We start from the raw sequence: 14,404 nt of genomic DNA on the forward strand, positions 1-14,404 counted from the left end.
TTAAACTCGCTCTGACCAGATCATCACCACCCTGAATAAATTGTGGGTTTATTCCAAGCTATGGATAAAGATGGAATGATTTGAAAAGTGATTGTTCATTATAGACTTTATTGAGTGTTACCATACCAAGTTGACGCATTTGACGGCGGATCCATAGAGTACGTTGATAGACATAATTACTCATTGGTGATGCTTTTATCTTATATGGGTTCGGTAATACAGCGGCAAGTTGTGCTGCCTGTTGGGCACTTAGTCGGCTCGCAGGTATATGGAAAAAGTGTTCACTCGCTGCTTCGACACCATAAATACCAGGACCAAATTCAATAATATTTAGATAAACTTCAAGAATACGCTCTTTTCCCCAAACTATTTCCATCAATAAAGAGAAGTATAATTCGATGCCTTTACGAATATATGAGTGTACTGGGAATAGAAACATATTTTTAGCCGCTTGCTGGCTAATCGTACTGGCACCACGCACTGGCCCAGTTTTACCTTCATGTCTTAATACTGCCAGCGTCGCTTGTACGTCAATACCGTGATGCTCAGGAAAGGTTTGATCTTCTGAAGCTATCACAGCTAACTGCATGTTTTTTGATATTTTATCTAAATTAACCCATTCGTGTTGAGTGTGCGCAGGGTAACCTTGAGGTGGAAATAGCATTCGGCTAATTTCCCATCCCCAAAATGGCGGATTAATAAATTTAAAAATAATCACGAGAAATATAGGAAACAAAAGTACAAATAAAATAAATTTAATGAAAAAGCGTTTTAGCATGGTAAGGCTGTTTCCTGCTTATTAAAGTGATCGCACAATAAAAGAATGTTTATCTTAGTGACATTCCCTATATATTAAAATTTTTTATACAATTCGAGTTACTATGATGGTTTATTGGATTATAACCAAATAATGAGCCTGAACGTAATAGGTAGGTAAATAATGAAGCAGTATGATGTCATCGTTGCTGGTGGCGGTATGGTTGGGGCTGCAACCGCGCTTGGCTTAGCGAAGTTAGGTTTAGACGTTGCCGTATTAGAAGGCTTTGCTCCTCGACCTTTTGCGAACACACAGCCGATGGATTTGCGTGTTTCCGCAATTTCTCCTCATTCCGTTGCATTATTAGATCGGTTAGGCGCATGGGATGAGGTACTCAACATGCGTTTGTGTCCTTTTAAACGATTGGAAACGTGGGAAACCCCAGAATGTCGTACACGCTTTAATGCTGACGATATGGGGTTAGAACAACTAGGCTATATTGTTGAAAATCGCCTGTTGCAACTTGCGCTTTGGCAGCAGTTCGACAATATCGATAACTTGACGTTATATTGCCCATCAAAAATGGTTTCAACAACATCGATTGAAAATGGCTATATCGTTGAGTTGGAAGATACTCAACAGCTACAGTGCCGATTATTAATTGGTGCCGATGGCGCTAATTCTCAAGTGCGCCAACAAGCCGATATTGGTATTACAGCGTGGGATTACCGTCAACACTGTATGCTGATTAATATAAAAACAGCATTGCCGCAACAAGATATTACATGGCAGCAGTTTACGCCTGCAGGCCCTCGTTCATTCTTACCGTTGCCTGGACATCAAGGGTCATTAGTATGGTATGACAGCCCTGAACGCATTCGACGCCTATCACATATGACTTCTGAACAGTTGCATGCAGAGATCTCTGCCGTTTTTCCTGAAGAGCTTGGTGAGTTCAGTGTGGTTGATCATGGATCTTTTCCACTAACGCGTCGTCACGCACAAACCTATTACAAACCAAATGTCGTTTTATTAGGTGATGCTGCTCATACGATTAATCCATTAGCAGGCCAAGGTGTAAATCTAGGCTTTAAAGATGTTGATGTTTTACTTCAAGAAATAGAAGCGGCAGGTGAGCATTGGGATGAATGTTCGACACTTGATAAATATCAACGTCGTCGTCGTCCTGATAACCTTGTAATGCAAACAGGGATGGATTTTTTCTATATGGCGTTTAGTAATAATATCGGGCCATTAAAGTTTATTCGTAATGCAGGGCTTCGTTTAGCCGATGGGGCTGGCGGTATTAAAAAACAAGTATTGAAGTACGCTATGGGGCTTTAATTAAAGATTTTGCTATTTACGTAACGAAATGTAGAAAGCCGAGAGACATTGTCTCTCGGCTTTTTCTTTATCTAATAATTTATTGCCAGATAAAAGAAAACCCACTCAAAGAGTGGGTTTCTAATATATGGTGCGGAAGGAGAGACTTGAACTCTCACACCTTGCGGCGCCAGAACCTAAATCTGGTGCGTCTACCAATTCCGCCACTTCCGCATGATTAACTGTCGAGACAATCAATCTTAAATAATGGCAGGTCTACCTGGATTCGAACCAGGGAATGGCGGCATCAAAAGCCGCTGCCTTACCGCTTGGCGATAGACCTACAGCGCTTGTTCACACAAGACTTTCACAAACTAGAGAGAATGGTGCGGAAGGAGAGACTTGAACTCTCACACCTTGCGGCGCCAGAACCTAAATCTGGTGCGTCTACCAATTCCGCCACTTCCGCATATTGTCAGTTACAAGTAACTGTTGTCTCTAGTTGTATAATTTAAATCAGTAATTGGTAAAAAGCTGATTTAAAGAATAATGGTGGCTACGACGGGATTCGAACCTGTGACCCCATCATTATGAGTGATGTGCTCTAACCAACTGAGCTACGTAGCCAACACAGAATACTGACATTCATCAATACTCTTAAATAATGGCAGGTCTACCTGGATTCGAACCAGGGAATGGCGGCATCAAAAGCCGCTGCCTTACCGCTTGGCGATAGACCTACAGCGCTTGTTCACACAAGACTTTCACAAACTAGAGAGAATGGTGCGGAAGGAGAGACTTGAACTCTCACACCTTGCGGCGCCAGAACCTAAATCTGGTGCGTCTACCAATTCCGCCACTTCCGCATATTGTCAGTTACGAATAACTGTTGTTTCTCTAGTTGTATTTTTTAAATCAGTAATTGGTAAAAACTGATCTAAAGAATAATGGTGCGGAAGGAGAGACTTGAACTCTCACACCTTGCGGCGCCAGAACCTAAATCTGGTGCGTCTACCAATTCCGCCACTTCCGCATGATTAACTGTCGAGACAATCAATCTAAATAATGGCAGGTCTACCTGGATTCGAACCAGGGAATGGCGGCATCAAAAGCCGCTGCCTTACCGCTTGGCGATAGACCTACAGCGCTTGTTTACACAAGACTTTTCACAAACTAGAGAGAATGGTGCGGAAGGAGAGACTTGAACTCTCACACCTTGCGGCGCCAGAACCTAAATCTGGTGCGTCTACCAATTCCGCCACTTCCGCATATTGTCAGTTACAAGTAACTGTTGTCTCTAGTTGTATAATTTAAATCAGTAATTGGTAAAAAGCTGATTTAAAGAATTAATGGTGGCTACGACGGGATTCGAACCTGTGACCCCATCATTATGAGTGATGTGCTCTAACCAACTGAGCTACGTAGCCAACATAGAATACTGATATTCATCAATACTCTTAAATAATGGCAGGTCTACCTGGATTCGAACCAGGGAATGGCGGCATCAAAAGCCGCTGCCTTACCGCTTGGCGATAGACCTACAAGTGCTTTTTTAAAGCATCTCTCAACTCTATTGAGAGAATGGTGCGGAAGGAGAGACTTGAACTCTCACACCTTGCGGCGCCAGAACCTAAATCTGGTGCGTCTACCAATTCCGCCACTTCCGCATTTTATCAGTTTCTAGAACCGATATTCAATTTTAACGTGAAAATTGAATGGTGGCTACGACGGGATTCGAACCTGTGACCCCATCATTATGAGTGATGTGCTCTAACCAACTGAGCTACGTAGCCATTTTCCTATTTTTCACAGTATTTCTTAACGAGCCACTGTGTCGGGAACGGGGCGCATTATGCTCATACCAGCGAAAACCGTCAATAGTTTTTTTAAATATATCGCTAAAATTCGTTTGTTCGGCGCATATTTGGACGATGTGTGCGAATGACAAACTGAAATTACGATTGTCAGCTTAAAACTTCAATAAATGTGAACACTATCAAGTTATTTATATTGCTAACAAATAAGTGAAATTTCTATTTAGATAAAAATAAGCCAGCTAATAAAGCTGGCTTATAGAATTTGTGAGACTAGCGACTAAGCAAAAAATTACACGTTAAAACGGAAGTGAACAACATCACCGTCTTTAACAATATATTCTTTACCTTCTAGGCGCCATTTACCTGCTTCTTTAGCACCTGACTCACCACCGCAATTGATGTAATCGTCATAGCCAATAACTTCTGCACGAATAAAGCCTTTTTCGAAGTCAGTGTGGATAACACCTGCTGCTTTTGGTGCTGTTGCACCTACAGGGATTGTCCATGCACGTACTTCTTTAACACCAGCAGTAAAGTAAGTTTGAAGAGACAGTAGCTGATAGCCAGAACGGATCACGCGGTTAAGACCTGGTTCTTCGATACCCATATCAGCAAGGAACTCTTCACGATCTTCATCATCCAGTTCAGCGATCTCTGATTCCATTGCCGCACATACTGGAACAACAACCGCATTTTCTTCTGCTGCACGTGCAATTACTTTGTCAAGGAATGGGTTATTTTCAAAACCGTCTTCATTAACATTAGCAATGTACATAGTTGGCTTAAGCGTTAAGAAGTGCAGGTAATCGATCGCTGCTTTTTCTTCTTTTGTCAGCTCTAGCGCACGTAGCATGCCACCTTCAGTTAGGTGAGGAAGCATCTTCTCTAGTACTTTGATTTCAAACTTAGCATCGTTATCACCGCCTTTTGCACGTTTAGCTAAACGCTGAATAGCGCGCTCACACGTATCTAAGTCAGCCATCGCAAGCTCAAGGTTGATGATATCCATGTCTTCTAGAGGATCGATACGACCAGCAACGTGGACAATATTGTCGTTTTCAAAACAACGTACAACGTGACCAATAGCATCTGTTTCACGGATATTAGCTAGAAACTTGTTACCAAGGCCTTCACCTTTTGATGCACCAGCAACAAGACCCGCGATATCAACAAACTCCATCGTCGTTGGCATAATTCGTTCTGGATTTACGAATACTGCTAATGCATCCATACGTGGATCTGGCACAGGAACTACACCTGTGTTTGGTTCAATAGTACAGAACGGGAAGTTTGCTGCTTCAATACCTGCTTTTGTTAAGGCGTTGAATAGAGTTGACTTACCAACGTTTGGTAGACCTACGATACCGCATTTAAAACCCATGGTTTAAAACCCTTTTGGTGATTATTCTGTGTAACAACTCAACTATAGTACGAATGACTGTATCTATAGCGGCAAAATAGTACGCGAAAATGTGTGGCTATTCTGCTTTGAATGTATGTAGGCGATTTTGCGCCTTTGTTAAGCCGTCTTTAAGTAAGACATCAATACAGCGAACAGATTCATCTACAGCTGCATCAATCAATTCTTGCTCTTTAGCTGGTGCTTTTCCAAGTACGTAGCCTGCGACTTTGTTTTTATCGCCTGGATGACCGATAGCGATCCTCAGACGATAGAAATCCTTATTATTACCCATTTTGCTAATGATATCGCGAAGACCATTATGTCCGCCATGACCACCACCTTTTTTAAATTTCGCAACACCGGGTGGTAAATCTAATTCATCGTGAGCAACTAAAATTTCTTCGGGTTTGATTTGGAAGAAGTTAGCTAACGCAGCAACCGACTTTCCTGACAGGTTCATAAAAGTCGATGGGATCAATAGGCGAAGATCTTGTCCATTGGCTGTAATTCTTCCTGTTAAACCAAAATACTTTGGGTCAGGGCGAAGGGTTACATTGTGGACGCGCGCTAATTCTTCAACTATCCAGGCACCGGCATTATGGCGGGTGTTGGCGTACTCTTGACCCGGGTTAGCGAGGCCAACAAGCAAACGAATATTATTACTCACGTTTATCTCTCTTGTCATTTACCAGTAACTTAGCGGGTTGCACCTGAAATTATAGTGACAATGAGTTACTGGATGTCGGGCTCAAAACGCGCCATATATTATATTAAATTAACTAAAATTGATATGGCTCTTCATCGTCACTGTTTTTGCAGGCTAGACAAAAGAAAACGCCTCGCAGTAGCGAGGCGTTAAATATCTTATCCGATTAAATTAAGGCAATCTAACCGAGTGAGCAAATTAGTGCTCAAACATTGCTGAAATTGATTCTTCGTTGCTAATACGACGAATAGCTTCAGCTAGCATACCTGACAGTGTTAATACTGATACTTTACCCGTAGCTTCAATTTCTTTTGTTAGCGTAATTGAGTCTGTAACGATAATTTCATCGATAACAGATTCACGGATATTCTCTAGTGCACTACCTGAAAATACTGGGTGAGTTGCGTAAGCAAATACACGTTTAGCACCACGTTCTTTTAGTGCTTCAGCGGCTTTACACAATGTACCACCTGTATCGATCATATCATCAACGATGATACAGTCACGGCCTTCAACATCACCGATTAGATGCATAACCTGAGAAACGTTTGCACGAGGGCGACGCTTATCAATGATAGCAATGTCAGTGTCATCAAGCAGTTTAGCGATTGCACGAGCACGTACAACACCACCGATATCAGGAGAAACAACCACTGGATCTTGTAGATCTTTTGCTAGCATATCTTCAAGTAGGACAGGGCTACCAAATACGTTATCAACAGGTACGTCGAAGAAACCTTGGATTTGTTCTGCGTGTAGGTCAACAGTTAAGACACGGTCAACACCTACGTTAGAAAGGAAATCAGCAACAACTTTAGCAGTAATCGGCACACGAGCAGAGCGAACGCGGCGATCTTGGCGAGCATAACCAAAGTATGGAATTACAGCAGTAATACGGCCCGCTGAAGCGCGGCGTAGTGCATCGATCATAACAACCAGTTCCATTAGGTTGTCGTTCGTTGGTGCACAAGTTGATTGGATAATGAATACGTCGCTACCACGTACGTTTTCATTAATTTGTACACATACTTCACCATCGGAGAAACGGTTAACCGTAGCATCTCCCAAGGAAATATAAAGACGATCAGCGATGCGTTGGGCTAGTTCTGGTGTTGCGTTACCAGCAAACAGCTTCATATCAGGCACGGTGTAAACCTCAGGTTGCGTCCAAGTTGTAATTACTGACAATCCGTAGAATGTGCTGCTAAGGCTGCCATAAGAGGAGACGTGTTGACACCTTTTGCGACAAATCCGTGGAGCCAGTCAGGTAAAATGTTCAGGATTGCGTTGGCTTCTTGTTGAGTGTTAAATTCCGAAAACACACAAGCGCCAGTGCCAGTCAATCTTGACGGCGCGTATTCTAACAGCCACGAAAGCGCCTGATCAACCTCAGGATTAAGACTTCTTACAATTTTTTCGCAATCGTTTTCGTAAACTCCACGTAACAGTGCATCTAGGCTACGTTTTTTAGTATTACGCGGAAGTTCAGGATGGGTGAAAATATCGACAGTTGCAATGCTAATATCAGGCTTTGCGATTAAAAACCATTTTTCTTGTGGCTCTGCAGGTTGCAGTTTTTCACCAATACCTTCGGCAAATGCGCTTGTACCACGGACAAAAACAGGGACATCAGCACCTAATTTAAGACCAATATCTGCTAATTCATCAACCGATAGCTGGGTTTGCCAAAGATGATTGAGGGCGACTAATGCTGTTGCGGCATTAGAGGAACCACCACCAAGACCGCCTCCCATGGGAAGGATCTTATCAATATGAATATCGGCTCCTAAGTCACAATTTGCGGCTTGACGAAGTGCATTTGCAGCACGATAAATCAGGTTATCTTCAGTTTTAACCCCTTCAATTGCTGGCGTTAAATTAATTTGGTTATCACGACGTGGGGTGATGGTTAAAGTATCGCCATAATCGACAAACTGAAACAAGGTTTGTAAGTCATGGTAGCCATTTGGGCGTTGGCCTGTAATGTATAAAAACAAATTCAGTTTTGCTGGCGCAGGCCATTGGCTCGCGACACCAAAAGGGATGTATTGACTCATGCAATGCTCGTCTATTTTGAGTAATCGTAAATGCTTTGCTATTTAATTCGCTAACCAGTTAGAGATTTTAATTTTAATTTTGAGTTTGCCTTGGTTTAGTACCATTTGTGTCGGTAATGCAGGGCTTTGATCATTATACGTGTTGTAGTGCATTTCCCATACTTGACCATCAATCTCTTTGGCAAGATAAGCGACTTGATCATTTCTGTTTAGCTGATAAGTATCAGCAGCTGTCGGTAAACCAATTAGCCAATCACGCATTTGTGATAGGGGTAATTCGATTCCAGTTAGTTGCTTCACTAATTGTGCAGCATCAGCACCATGATAGGTTTTACCATCAGGATCGATTAGTGTGACGTTACCCGGCTTTGCATTGAGATTAAGGACGGTTTTGTACATTTTTGTTAAGATTAACTGGTATTCATCATCATGATTTTTCCAGTTAAAGGTGAGAGATATGCGTTGCTCAGGGCTTAAATAGCCAAACACACCTTTTGCTTGATAATCAGTTAGACGCTTTAATTGTGCTTGGTGCGTGTCCCAATCTACTTTTGCGGTGCTTTTGGGCGTTTGTGCACAGCCAGATAATAAGGCAAATGTAATAGCAATAAAGGCTAAATTACGTAATCTCATGATGAAAGCTCGTAATAAGAATGAGCAAAAACAATAACGATTATTTTAATTAAAGCCAAATATTAAGCAAAAATAAGGGGTAAATTAGGCAAATAAGGCAATAAAAATGCAGTCATTATTGATTGATTACGTCAGCTACCTTTTATTAAGTCAGGGCATCAAGTAAAATCCCTTCCTTAGATTTTTTCACCGGCGAAGTGGGTACACCGTCTCCATGACCTTGCTTGCATTAGGAATCAACCATAAAACAGCTTCTGTTGATTTACGCGAAAAAGTGGCTTTTTCTCCTGAAAAGCTTTCCTTAGCGTTGCAGCTGCTGAAAAACCACCCTGAGGTATTAAGTGGGGTTATAGTATCTACTTGTAACCGTACTGAAGTTTACTGTGAGATTTCACAGTCAGGGCCGGGTGTGATCATTGACTGGTTGACCAAATTTCATCAGATCACAGCCGAAGAACTGATGCCAAGCCTGTACTTTCATGAAGAGCAAGCGGCAGCACGTCATTTAATGCGTGTTGCTTGTGGCCTTGATTCGTTAGTATTGGGCGAGCCGCAAATCCTAGGACAGGTGAAGCAGTCTTATTCGGAATCAAAAGACAACGAAGCAGTAGGTGGCACCTTAGAAAAGCTGTTTCAAAAAACCTTTACAGTAGCGAAACGCGTACGTACTGAAACTGACATTGGCGGTAATGCCGTCTCTGTTGCTTATGCGGCGTGTTCTTTAGCGCGACAAATTTTTGAGTCTTTATCTGGTGCTACTATTTTACTGGTTGGTGCAGGCGAAACGATTGAACTTGTTTCTCGCCATGTCGTTGAACAAGGTTGTAATAGTTTGATTGTTGCTAACCGTACGCGTGAGAGAGCGGAAGGGATTGCACAAGAGTTTGGTGCTGAAGTGATCAGTCTTGAAGAAATTCCTGATCACCTCCATCGCGCTGATATTGTTATAAGTTCAACCGCAAGCCCATTACCGATTGTTGGTAAAGGGATGGTTGAAATGGCATTAAAGCAACGTCGTCATCAACCTATGCTGTTGGTGGATATTGCCGTGCCTCGAGATATAGAACAACAAGTTGGCGAATTGAACGATGCTTACTTATATTCTGTTGATGATCTTCACTCGATTGTAGAGAAGAACCGTGAGCAGCGTAAGGTAGCAGCGATTCAAGCTGAAGCGATTATAAGTGAAGAAAGCGCTGTATTTATGCAGTGGTTACGCTCACTTGAAGCCGTTGATAGTATTCGAGATTATCGTCAATTTGCGGAAGAAATTAAACAGGAGCTACTACAGCGTAGTCTCCAAGCCATTGCTAATGGTACCGAGCCTGAAAAGGCGTTAGCAGAGCTCAGTAATAAACTTACCAATAAGCTTATCCATGCACCAACCAAGGCTATGCAGCAGGTCGCAAAAAATGGCGAATCTGAAAAATTAGCAGTGATTCGTGAAGCACTCGGTCTGGATTCCTATAACGATTAGTAGTTGATCGCCTTTGGCTTTCGCTCAGCACTATTAGAAGATTATGAAGCAATCAATTTTAGTTAAATTAGAAACTCTTGTTGAACGTTACGAAGAAGTTCAACATCTCCTTGGTGATGCAAGTGTTCTTGCGGATCAAAATCGCTTTCGTGCGCTATCAAAAGAATATTCTCAGCTAGAAGAAGTGACGAAGTGTTTTCAAGCTTATCAACAAGCAAAAGAAGATTTAGTCGCTGCAGAAGAAATGGCGCAAGAAGATGACGCAGAAATGCGTGAAATGGCACAAGAAGAAATCAAAGAAGCCAAAGCTGAAATTGAACGCTTAGCTGATGAACTTCAAGTGCTATTGATTCCTAAAGATCCTAATGATGATCGTAACTGTTTTGTCGAAATCCGTGCAGGTGCAGGTGGTGATGAAGCGGGTATCTTTGCTGGTGATCTTTTCCGTATGTATAGCAAATATGCAGAAAGTCGTGGCTGGCGTATTGAGATCATCAATGAAAACCGTTCTGAACAAGGCGGTTATAAAGAGATGATCGCTAAAGTCAATGGTGATGGTGCTTACGGTATTTTGAAATTTGAGTCAGGTGGTCATCGTGTTCAGCGTGTTCCTGCAACTGAATCTCAAGGTCGCGTTCATACCTCTGCTTGTACTGTTGCGGTATTACCTGAAATTCCAGAAGCAGAGATTCCAGAAATCAATGCTGGTGATTTGAAAATTGATACATTCCGTGCCTCTGGTGCGGGTGGCCAGCACGTTAACACCACCGATTCTGCCATTCGTATTACTCACTTACCAACAGGTATTGTTGTTGAGTGTCAGGATGAGCGTTCACAACATAAGAACAAAGCGAAAGCGATGTCAGTCCTTGCTGCTCGTATTATTAAAGCAGAAGAAGAAAAGCGTCATGCTGAAGAAGCGAGCACACGTCGTAACCTACTAGGTTCTGGCGATCGTTCTGACCGTATCCGTACTTATAACTACCCACAAGGTCGTGTTTCTGATCACCGTATTACACTAACACTTTACCGCTTAAATGAAGTGATGGAAGGTGATTTAGATGCATTGATCCAACCTGTATTTACTGAATACCAAGCGGATCAACTAGCTGCGATGTCTGAGCAAAACTAATGCCTCAAAGCATTGAATATTTGCTAAAGCAAACTACTGAACAACTAGCAAGTGCGGGCTCTGAAAGTCCGCAACTTGATAGTGCTGTGTTGTTATGTCATGTGCTTGATAAGCCTCGTAGTTATTTATTAACGTGGCCTGAAAAGCAACTAGATAATGAGCAATATAATATTTTTCAGCAGCTACTTGCACGTCGCCTAAATGGTGAGCCTATTGCATATATTGTTGGTGAGCGTGAATTTTGGTCACTGCCATTAAAAGTCTCACCTTCAACCTTGATCCCTCGTCCTGATACTGAGCGTTTGGTTGAACTTGCATTAGATAAAATCACAAGCGCTACTACCAAAGTATTGGATTTAGGAACCGGAACCGGTGCGATTGCACTGGCGATTGCTTCTGAGTGTCCAAGTGTTCATGTTACCGGCATCGATTTACGTCAAGAAGCGGCTGAGCTTGCGCATGAAAATAGCCAACGTTTATCAATATTAAATACCCGATTTTTAGCGGGAAGCTGGTATTCACCACTACAAAACAATGATGTGTTTGAGCTTATTGTGAGTAACCCGCCTTATATTGATCACGCCGATCCCCATTTAGTTCAAGGTGATGTCCGTTTTGAACCAAAGAGTGCATTAGTTGCTGATGATAATGGCTTAGCTGATATACGTATTATTAGCGCGCAAGGACGTAAACACTTAACAGTAGGTGGTTGGTTGTTAATGGAGCATGGCTTCGAGCAAGGTTTGGCTGTAAGAACAATTTTAGAGCAGCTGGGTTATCAACAAGTATCTACCAGTCAAGACTATGCAGGGCTCGATCGTGTCACGATGGGCTGCTGGCAAGGAGAATTATAATTATGTATGTAGCAATGAAACATCTTCATTTAGTAGCAATCGCACTCAGTGTTTTACTGTTTGTGACTCGCTACATCATGATGATGGCAAACTCATCACTGTTAAATAAAAAGTTTTTCAAGATTACTCCCCATATTGTCGACACTGTGCTTTTAGCTAGTGGTGTAGCATTAATTTTCATTACAGGATTTATGCCTTTTACGGCTGGTAATGGTTGGTTAACTGAAAAGCTAACCTGTGTACTCGCTTACATCGCCCTTGGTTATGTCACGTTACACATGGGTAAAAATAAAGTCTTTAAGACATTTGCCTTTTTAGGCGCATTGGGCTGGGTATTTCTGGCTGCGCAATTGGCGGTAACGAAAACGCCAATTTTAGGTTAAGTTAGGTTAGATCATGATGCTGTTTAATGAAGACGAATTAAATTCGCGGCCATTAGTTTATGGTGCTATTGATATGATGAAGGACATCGTTCCTGAATTTCCAACCCAGTGGGTGGAGTTAAAGTTATCTCAATTAGCGCAGGAAGCTGAGCAAACATTAATGGAAGAAGTTAATCCTCGTTTACGGTTAGAGGGGCTTTTACGCCTTTTTTATCGAGAGTGGGGATTTCAAGGCGATCATCAGCAATACTTTTCGTCAGATAATGCATTCTTAGATAAAGTACTGGAGCGTAGAAAGGGGATTCCTGTAAGCCTTGGTGCTTTATTTCTTTATTTATCTCAGCACCTTGATCTGCCGATTGAAAGCGTAGGCTTTCCTACCCAGTTTTTATTAAAGGCGACATGGTCAGAAAGCGATGTTCAGTATATTAATCCGTTTGATGGTGAGTTTGTTAGCACACATATATTACGTAGCTGGTTGATTGGTCACCGTGGCCCATTTACTGAACTTAAACCTGAATATCTTAAAACGCAGCAGAATCATGAAATTTTAACGCGTTGGTTAACGGTTATGAAAAGTGCACTTCTTCGTGAAGAACATTTTACGGATGCTTTACGTTGTAGTGATCTTGCGCTGGTATTTAGTCCAGGCGATCCCCATGAGATCCGTGACCGAGGCTATATTTATCAACAGCTTGATTGTAATCACGCTGCAGCGATGGATTACTCATACTTTATTGAGCAATGCCCAGAAGATCCAGCCGCTGATTTACTCAAAACTCAAGTAGAGACGCTCTTTGATGAGCCTCTGATTCTACACTAGAAGAGAACAACAAATATGATGGAACAAAAAACTGTTCGCATAGGCGATATTGATGTTGCAAATGATAAGCCATTTGTTTTATTTGGTGGCATGAATGTGCTTGAGTCTCGCGACTTAGCGATGCAAATGTGTGAGCACTACGTGAAGGTCACTGAGAAATTAGGTATTCCTTACGTATTTAAAGCCTCTTTTGATAAAGCTAACCGTTCATCTGTTCATTCATACCGTGGTCCTGGTATGGAAGAAGGTTTAAAAATCTTTCAAGAACTAAAAGACACATTTGGTGTGAAAATCATCACTGATATTCATGAGAAAGAGCAGGCACAACCTGTTGCTGATGTGGTTGATGTGATTCAGCTTCCAGCGTTTCTGGCTCGTCAAACTGATCTTGTTGAAGCAATGGCAAAAACAGGCGCTGTGATTAATGTGAAAAAACCGCAGTTCATGAGCCCTGGCCAAGTGGGTAACATTGTTGAGAAATTCGCTGAATGTGATAATCACAATGTGATCTTATGTGAGCGTGGTGTATTGCACGGTTACGATAACCTAGTAGTTGATATGCTTGGTTTTGATGTAATGAAAAAAGCATCAAAGGGTAGTCCAATTATCTTTGACGTAACACATGCACTGCAGTGTCGTGATCCGCTAGGTGCGGCCTCTGGTGGTCGTCGTGAGCAAACCGTTGATCTCGCTCGCTCTGGTATTGCTACGGGTATTGCAGGCTTGTTTATGGAAGCGCACCCAACACCTGATCTTGCACTATGTGATGGTCCATCTGCGTTCCCATTAGATAAGCTTGAGCCATTCCTTGCGCAAATTAAGCAACTTGATGATCTCATTAAGAGCTTTGCCCCGATTGAAGTAAACTAAGTTTACCTGCTTCTATTTAAAGCCCAGTGATTCATAATCACTGGGCTTTTTTGTGCCAATAGAACGATAAAACGGTTGTTTTGTATAATAAGTGTTCGATTTATTAAAGTTCGAAAGATGTAAAAATACGATACTTTATCCTGTTTTTAATGGTGTTTTTTGAAGTTAAA

Annotated in this window: 13 protein-coding genes and 13 tRNA genes; 7 read left to right on the forward strand and 19 right to left on the reverse strand. The window is 42.0% G+C overall.

Annotation, left to right across the window (positions count from 1 at the left end):
• Nucleotides 1-58: 58 nt before the first annotated feature.
• Nucleotides 59-778: a monofunctional biosynthetic peptidoglycan transglycosylase gene (gene mtgA, locus CTN01_RS00270; RefSeq protein ID WP_045150256.1), complete on the reverse strand. Its 720-nt coding sequence runs from the start codon at nucleotides 776-778 to the stop codon at nucleotides 59-61.
• Between the two features lie 162 nt (nucleotides 779-940).
• Here mtgA and CTN01_RS00275 point away from each other — a divergent pair, with 162 nt between their 5' ends.
• Nucleotides 941-2,101, forward strand: a complete 1,161-nt coding sequence (locus CTN01_RS00275) for a 2-octaprenyl-3-methyl-6-methoxy-1,4-benzoquinol hydroxylase (RefSeq protein WP_045150255.1) — start codon at nucleotides 941-943, stop codon at nucleotides 2,099-2,101.
• A gap of 128 nt (nucleotides 2,102-2,229) precedes the next feature.
• Here CTN01_RS00275 and CTN01_RS00280 read toward each other — a convergent pair.
• The 18 genes from CTN01_RS00280 to lolB form a co-directional block, all read right to left on the reverse strand.
• Nucleotides 2,230-2,314: transfer RNA gene (locus CTN01_RS00280), tRNA-Leu, on the reverse strand.
• A gap of 34 nt (nucleotides 2,315-2,348) precedes the next feature.
• Nucleotides 2,349-2,423, reverse strand: a tRNA-Gln gene (locus CTN01_RS00285).
• Nucleotides 2,424-2,464: 41 nt separating this feature from the next.
• Nucleotides 2,465-2,549: transfer RNA gene (locus tag CTN01_RS00290), tRNA-Leu, on the reverse strand.
• Nucleotides 2,550-2,630: 81 nt separating this feature from the next.
• Nucleotides 2,631-2,707 (reverse strand) — tRNA-Met (locus CTN01_RS00295).
• A gap of 38 nt (nucleotides 2,708-2,745) precedes the next feature.
• Nucleotides 2,746-2,820 (reverse strand) — tRNA-Gln (locus tag CTN01_RS00300).
• Between the two features lie 41 nt (nucleotides 2,821-2,861).
• Nucleotides 2,862-2,946: transfer RNA gene (locus CTN01_RS00305), tRNA-Leu, on the reverse strand.
• 82 nt (nucleotides 2,947-3,028) lie between these two features.
• Nucleotides 3,029-3,113, reverse strand: a tRNA-Leu gene (locus tag CTN01_RS00310).
• Nucleotides 3,114-3,146: 33 nt separating this feature from the next.
• Nucleotides 3,147-3,221 (reverse strand) — tRNA-Gln (locus CTN01_RS00315).
• A 42-nt stretch (nucleotides 3,222-3,263) separates the two neighbouring features.
• Nucleotides 3,264-3,348: transfer RNA gene (locus CTN01_RS00320), tRNA-Leu, on the reverse strand.
• A gap of 82 nt (nucleotides 3,349-3,430) precedes the next feature.
• A tRNA-Met gene (locus tag CTN01_RS00325) sits at nucleotides 3,431-3,507 on the reverse strand.
• A 38-nt stretch (nucleotides 3,508-3,545) separates the two neighbouring features.
• Nucleotides 3,546-3,620, reverse strand: a tRNA-Gln gene (locus CTN01_RS00330).
• A 42-nt stretch (nucleotides 3,621-3,662) separates the two neighbouring features.
• Nucleotides 3,663-3,747: transfer RNA gene (locus CTN01_RS00335), tRNA-Leu, on the reverse strand.
• 49 nt (nucleotides 3,748-3,796) lie between these two features.
• Nucleotides 3,797-3,873 (reverse strand) — tRNA-Met (locus tag CTN01_RS00340).
• Between the two features lie 313 nt (nucleotides 3,874-4,186).
• The gene (ychF, locus tag CTN01_RS00345) at nucleotides 4,187-5,278 is read right to left on the reverse strand and encodes a redox-regulated ATPase YchF (protein WP_005370028.1); all 1,092 of its coding nucleotides are present in this window, start codon (nucleotides 5,276-5,278) and stop codon (nucleotides 4,187-4,189) included.
• Between the two features lie 97 nt (nucleotides 5,279-5,375).
• The gene (gene pth / locus CTN01_RS00350; RefSeq protein WP_045150540.1) at nucleotides 5,376-5,966 is read right to left on the reverse strand and encodes an aminoacyl-tRNA hydrolase; all 591 of its coding nucleotides are present in this window, start codon (nucleotides 5,964-5,966) and stop codon (nucleotides 5,376-5,378) included.
• Between the two features lie 237 nt (nucleotides 5,967-6,203).
• Nucleotides 6,204-7,151 carry a ribose-phosphate pyrophosphokinase gene (locus CTN01_RS00355; RefSeq protein ID WP_005370023.1) on the reverse strand — a complete coding sequence of 316 codons (948 nt, stop codon included), beginning with the start codon at nucleotides 7,149-7,151 and terminating at the stop codon, nucleotides 6,204-6,206.
• Nucleotides 7,152-7,183: 32 nt separating this feature from the next.
• Entirely contained in the window at nucleotides 7,184-8,062 is an 879-nt protein-coding gene (gene ispE / locus CTN01_RS00360; protein ID WP_045150541.1) for a 4-(cytidine 5'-diphospho)-2-C-methyl-D-erythritol kinase, read from the reverse strand.
• Nucleotides 8,063-8,104: 42 nt separating this feature from the next.
• Nucleotides 8,105-8,695: a lipoprotein insertase outer membrane protein LolB gene (gene lolB, locus CTN01_RS00365; RefSeq protein ID WP_045150542.1), complete on the reverse strand. Its 591-nt coding sequence runs from the start codon at nucleotides 8,693-8,695 to the stop codon at nucleotides 8,105-8,107.
• A 214-nt stretch (nucleotides 8,696-8,909) separates the two neighbouring features.
• On the opposite strand from lolB, the gene hemA reads away from it, so the two are divergent.
• The 6 genes from hemA to kdsA are packed head-to-tail and all read left to right on the forward strand — an operon-like array spanning nucleotide 8,910 to nucleotide 14,234.
• Nucleotides 8,910-10,172, forward strand: coding sequence for a glutamyl-tRNA reductase (hemA, locus tag CTN01_RS00370; protein WP_045150543.1), 1,263 nt, complete (start codon nucleotides 8,910-8,912; stop codon nucleotides 10,170-10,172).
• A 43-nt stretch (nucleotides 10,173-10,215) separates the two neighbouring features.
• Entirely contained in the window at nucleotides 10,216-11,304 is a 1,089-nt protein-coding gene (prfA, locus tag CTN01_RS00375; protein ID WP_045084655.1) for a peptide chain release factor 1, read from the forward strand.
• Nucleotides 11,304-12,158, forward strand: a complete 855-nt coding sequence (gene prmC, locus CTN01_RS00380) for a peptide chain release factor N(5)-glutamine methyltransferase (protein WP_045150544.1) — start codon at nucleotides 11,304-11,306, stop codon at nucleotides 12,156-12,158. Before prfA ends, prmC begins: the two co-directional genes overlap by 1 nt.
• 2 nt (nucleotides 12,159-12,160) lie before the next feature.
• A complete protein-coding gene (locus CTN01_RS00385; protein ID WP_045150545.1) occupies nucleotides 12,161-12,541 on the forward strand; it encodes a SirB2 family protein in 381 nt (126 codons plus the stop codon).
• A 13-nt stretch (nucleotides 12,542-12,554) separates the two neighbouring features.
• A complete protein-coding gene (locus tag CTN01_RS00390; RefSeq protein ID WP_039872581.1) occupies nucleotides 12,555-13,364 on the forward strand; it encodes a SirB1 family protein in 810 nt (269 codons plus the stop codon).
• A gap of 15 nt (nucleotides 13,365-13,379) precedes the next feature.
• Nucleotides 13,380-14,234 carry a 3-deoxy-8-phosphooctulonate synthase gene (gene kdsA, locus CTN01_RS00395; RefSeq protein ID WP_005369997.1) on the forward strand — a complete coding sequence of 285 codons (855 nt, stop codon included), beginning with the start codon at nucleotides 13,380-13,382 and terminating at the stop codon, nucleotides 14,232-14,234.
• Nucleotides 14,235-14,404: the final 170 nt, after the last annotated feature.

The sequence above is a fragment of the Photobacterium angustum genome (assembly GCF_003026365.1).
Classification (GTDB): domain Bacteria; phylum Pseudomonadota; class Gammaproteobacteria; order Enterobacterales; family Vibrionaceae; genus Photobacterium; species Photobacterium angustum.

Bases quoted from the DNA above. Each gene is read 5' to 3' on its own strand.
- CTN01_RS00390 (WP_039872581.1), top strand. From the start codon at position 12,555: ATGATGCTGTTTAATGAAGACGAATTAAATTCGCGGCCATTAGTTTAT.
- lolB (WP_045150542.1), bottom strand. From the start codon at position 8,695: ATGAGATTACGTAATTTAGCCTTTATTGCTATTACATTTGCCTTATTA.
- prmC (WP_045150544.1), top strand. From the start codon at position 11,304: ATGCCTCAAAGCATTGAATATTTGCTAAAGCAAACTACTGAACAACTA.
- prfA (WP_045084655.1), top strand. From the start codon at position 10,216: ATGAAGCAATCAATTTTAGTTAAATTAGAAACTCTTGTTGAACGTTAC.
- CTN01_RS00385 (WP_045150545.1), top strand. From the start codon at position 12,161: ATGTATGTAGCAATGAAACATCTTCATTTAGTAGCAATCGCACTCAGT.
- hemA (WP_045150543.1), top strand. From the start codon at position 8,910: ATGACCTTGCTTGCATTAGGAATCAACCATAAAACAGCTTCTGTTGAT.
- ispE (WP_045150541.1), bottom strand. From the start codon at position 8,062: ATGAGTCAATACATCCCTTTTGGTGTCGCGAGCCAATGGCCTGCGCCA.
- ychF (WP_005370028.1), bottom strand. From the start codon at position 5,278: ATGGGTTTTAAATGCGGTATCGTAGGTCTACCAAACGTTGGTAAGTCA.
- mtgA (WP_045150256.1), bottom strand. From the start codon at position 778: ATGCTAAAACGCTTTTTCATTAAATTTATTTTATTTGTACTTTTGTTT.
- CTN01_RS00275 (WP_045150255.1), top strand. From the start codon at position 941: ATGAAGCAGTATGATGTCATCGTTGCTGGTGGCGGTATGGTTGGGGCT.
- kdsA (WP_005369997.1), top strand. From the start codon at position 13,380: ATGATGGAACAAAAAACTGTTCGCATAGGCGATATTGATGTTGCAAAT.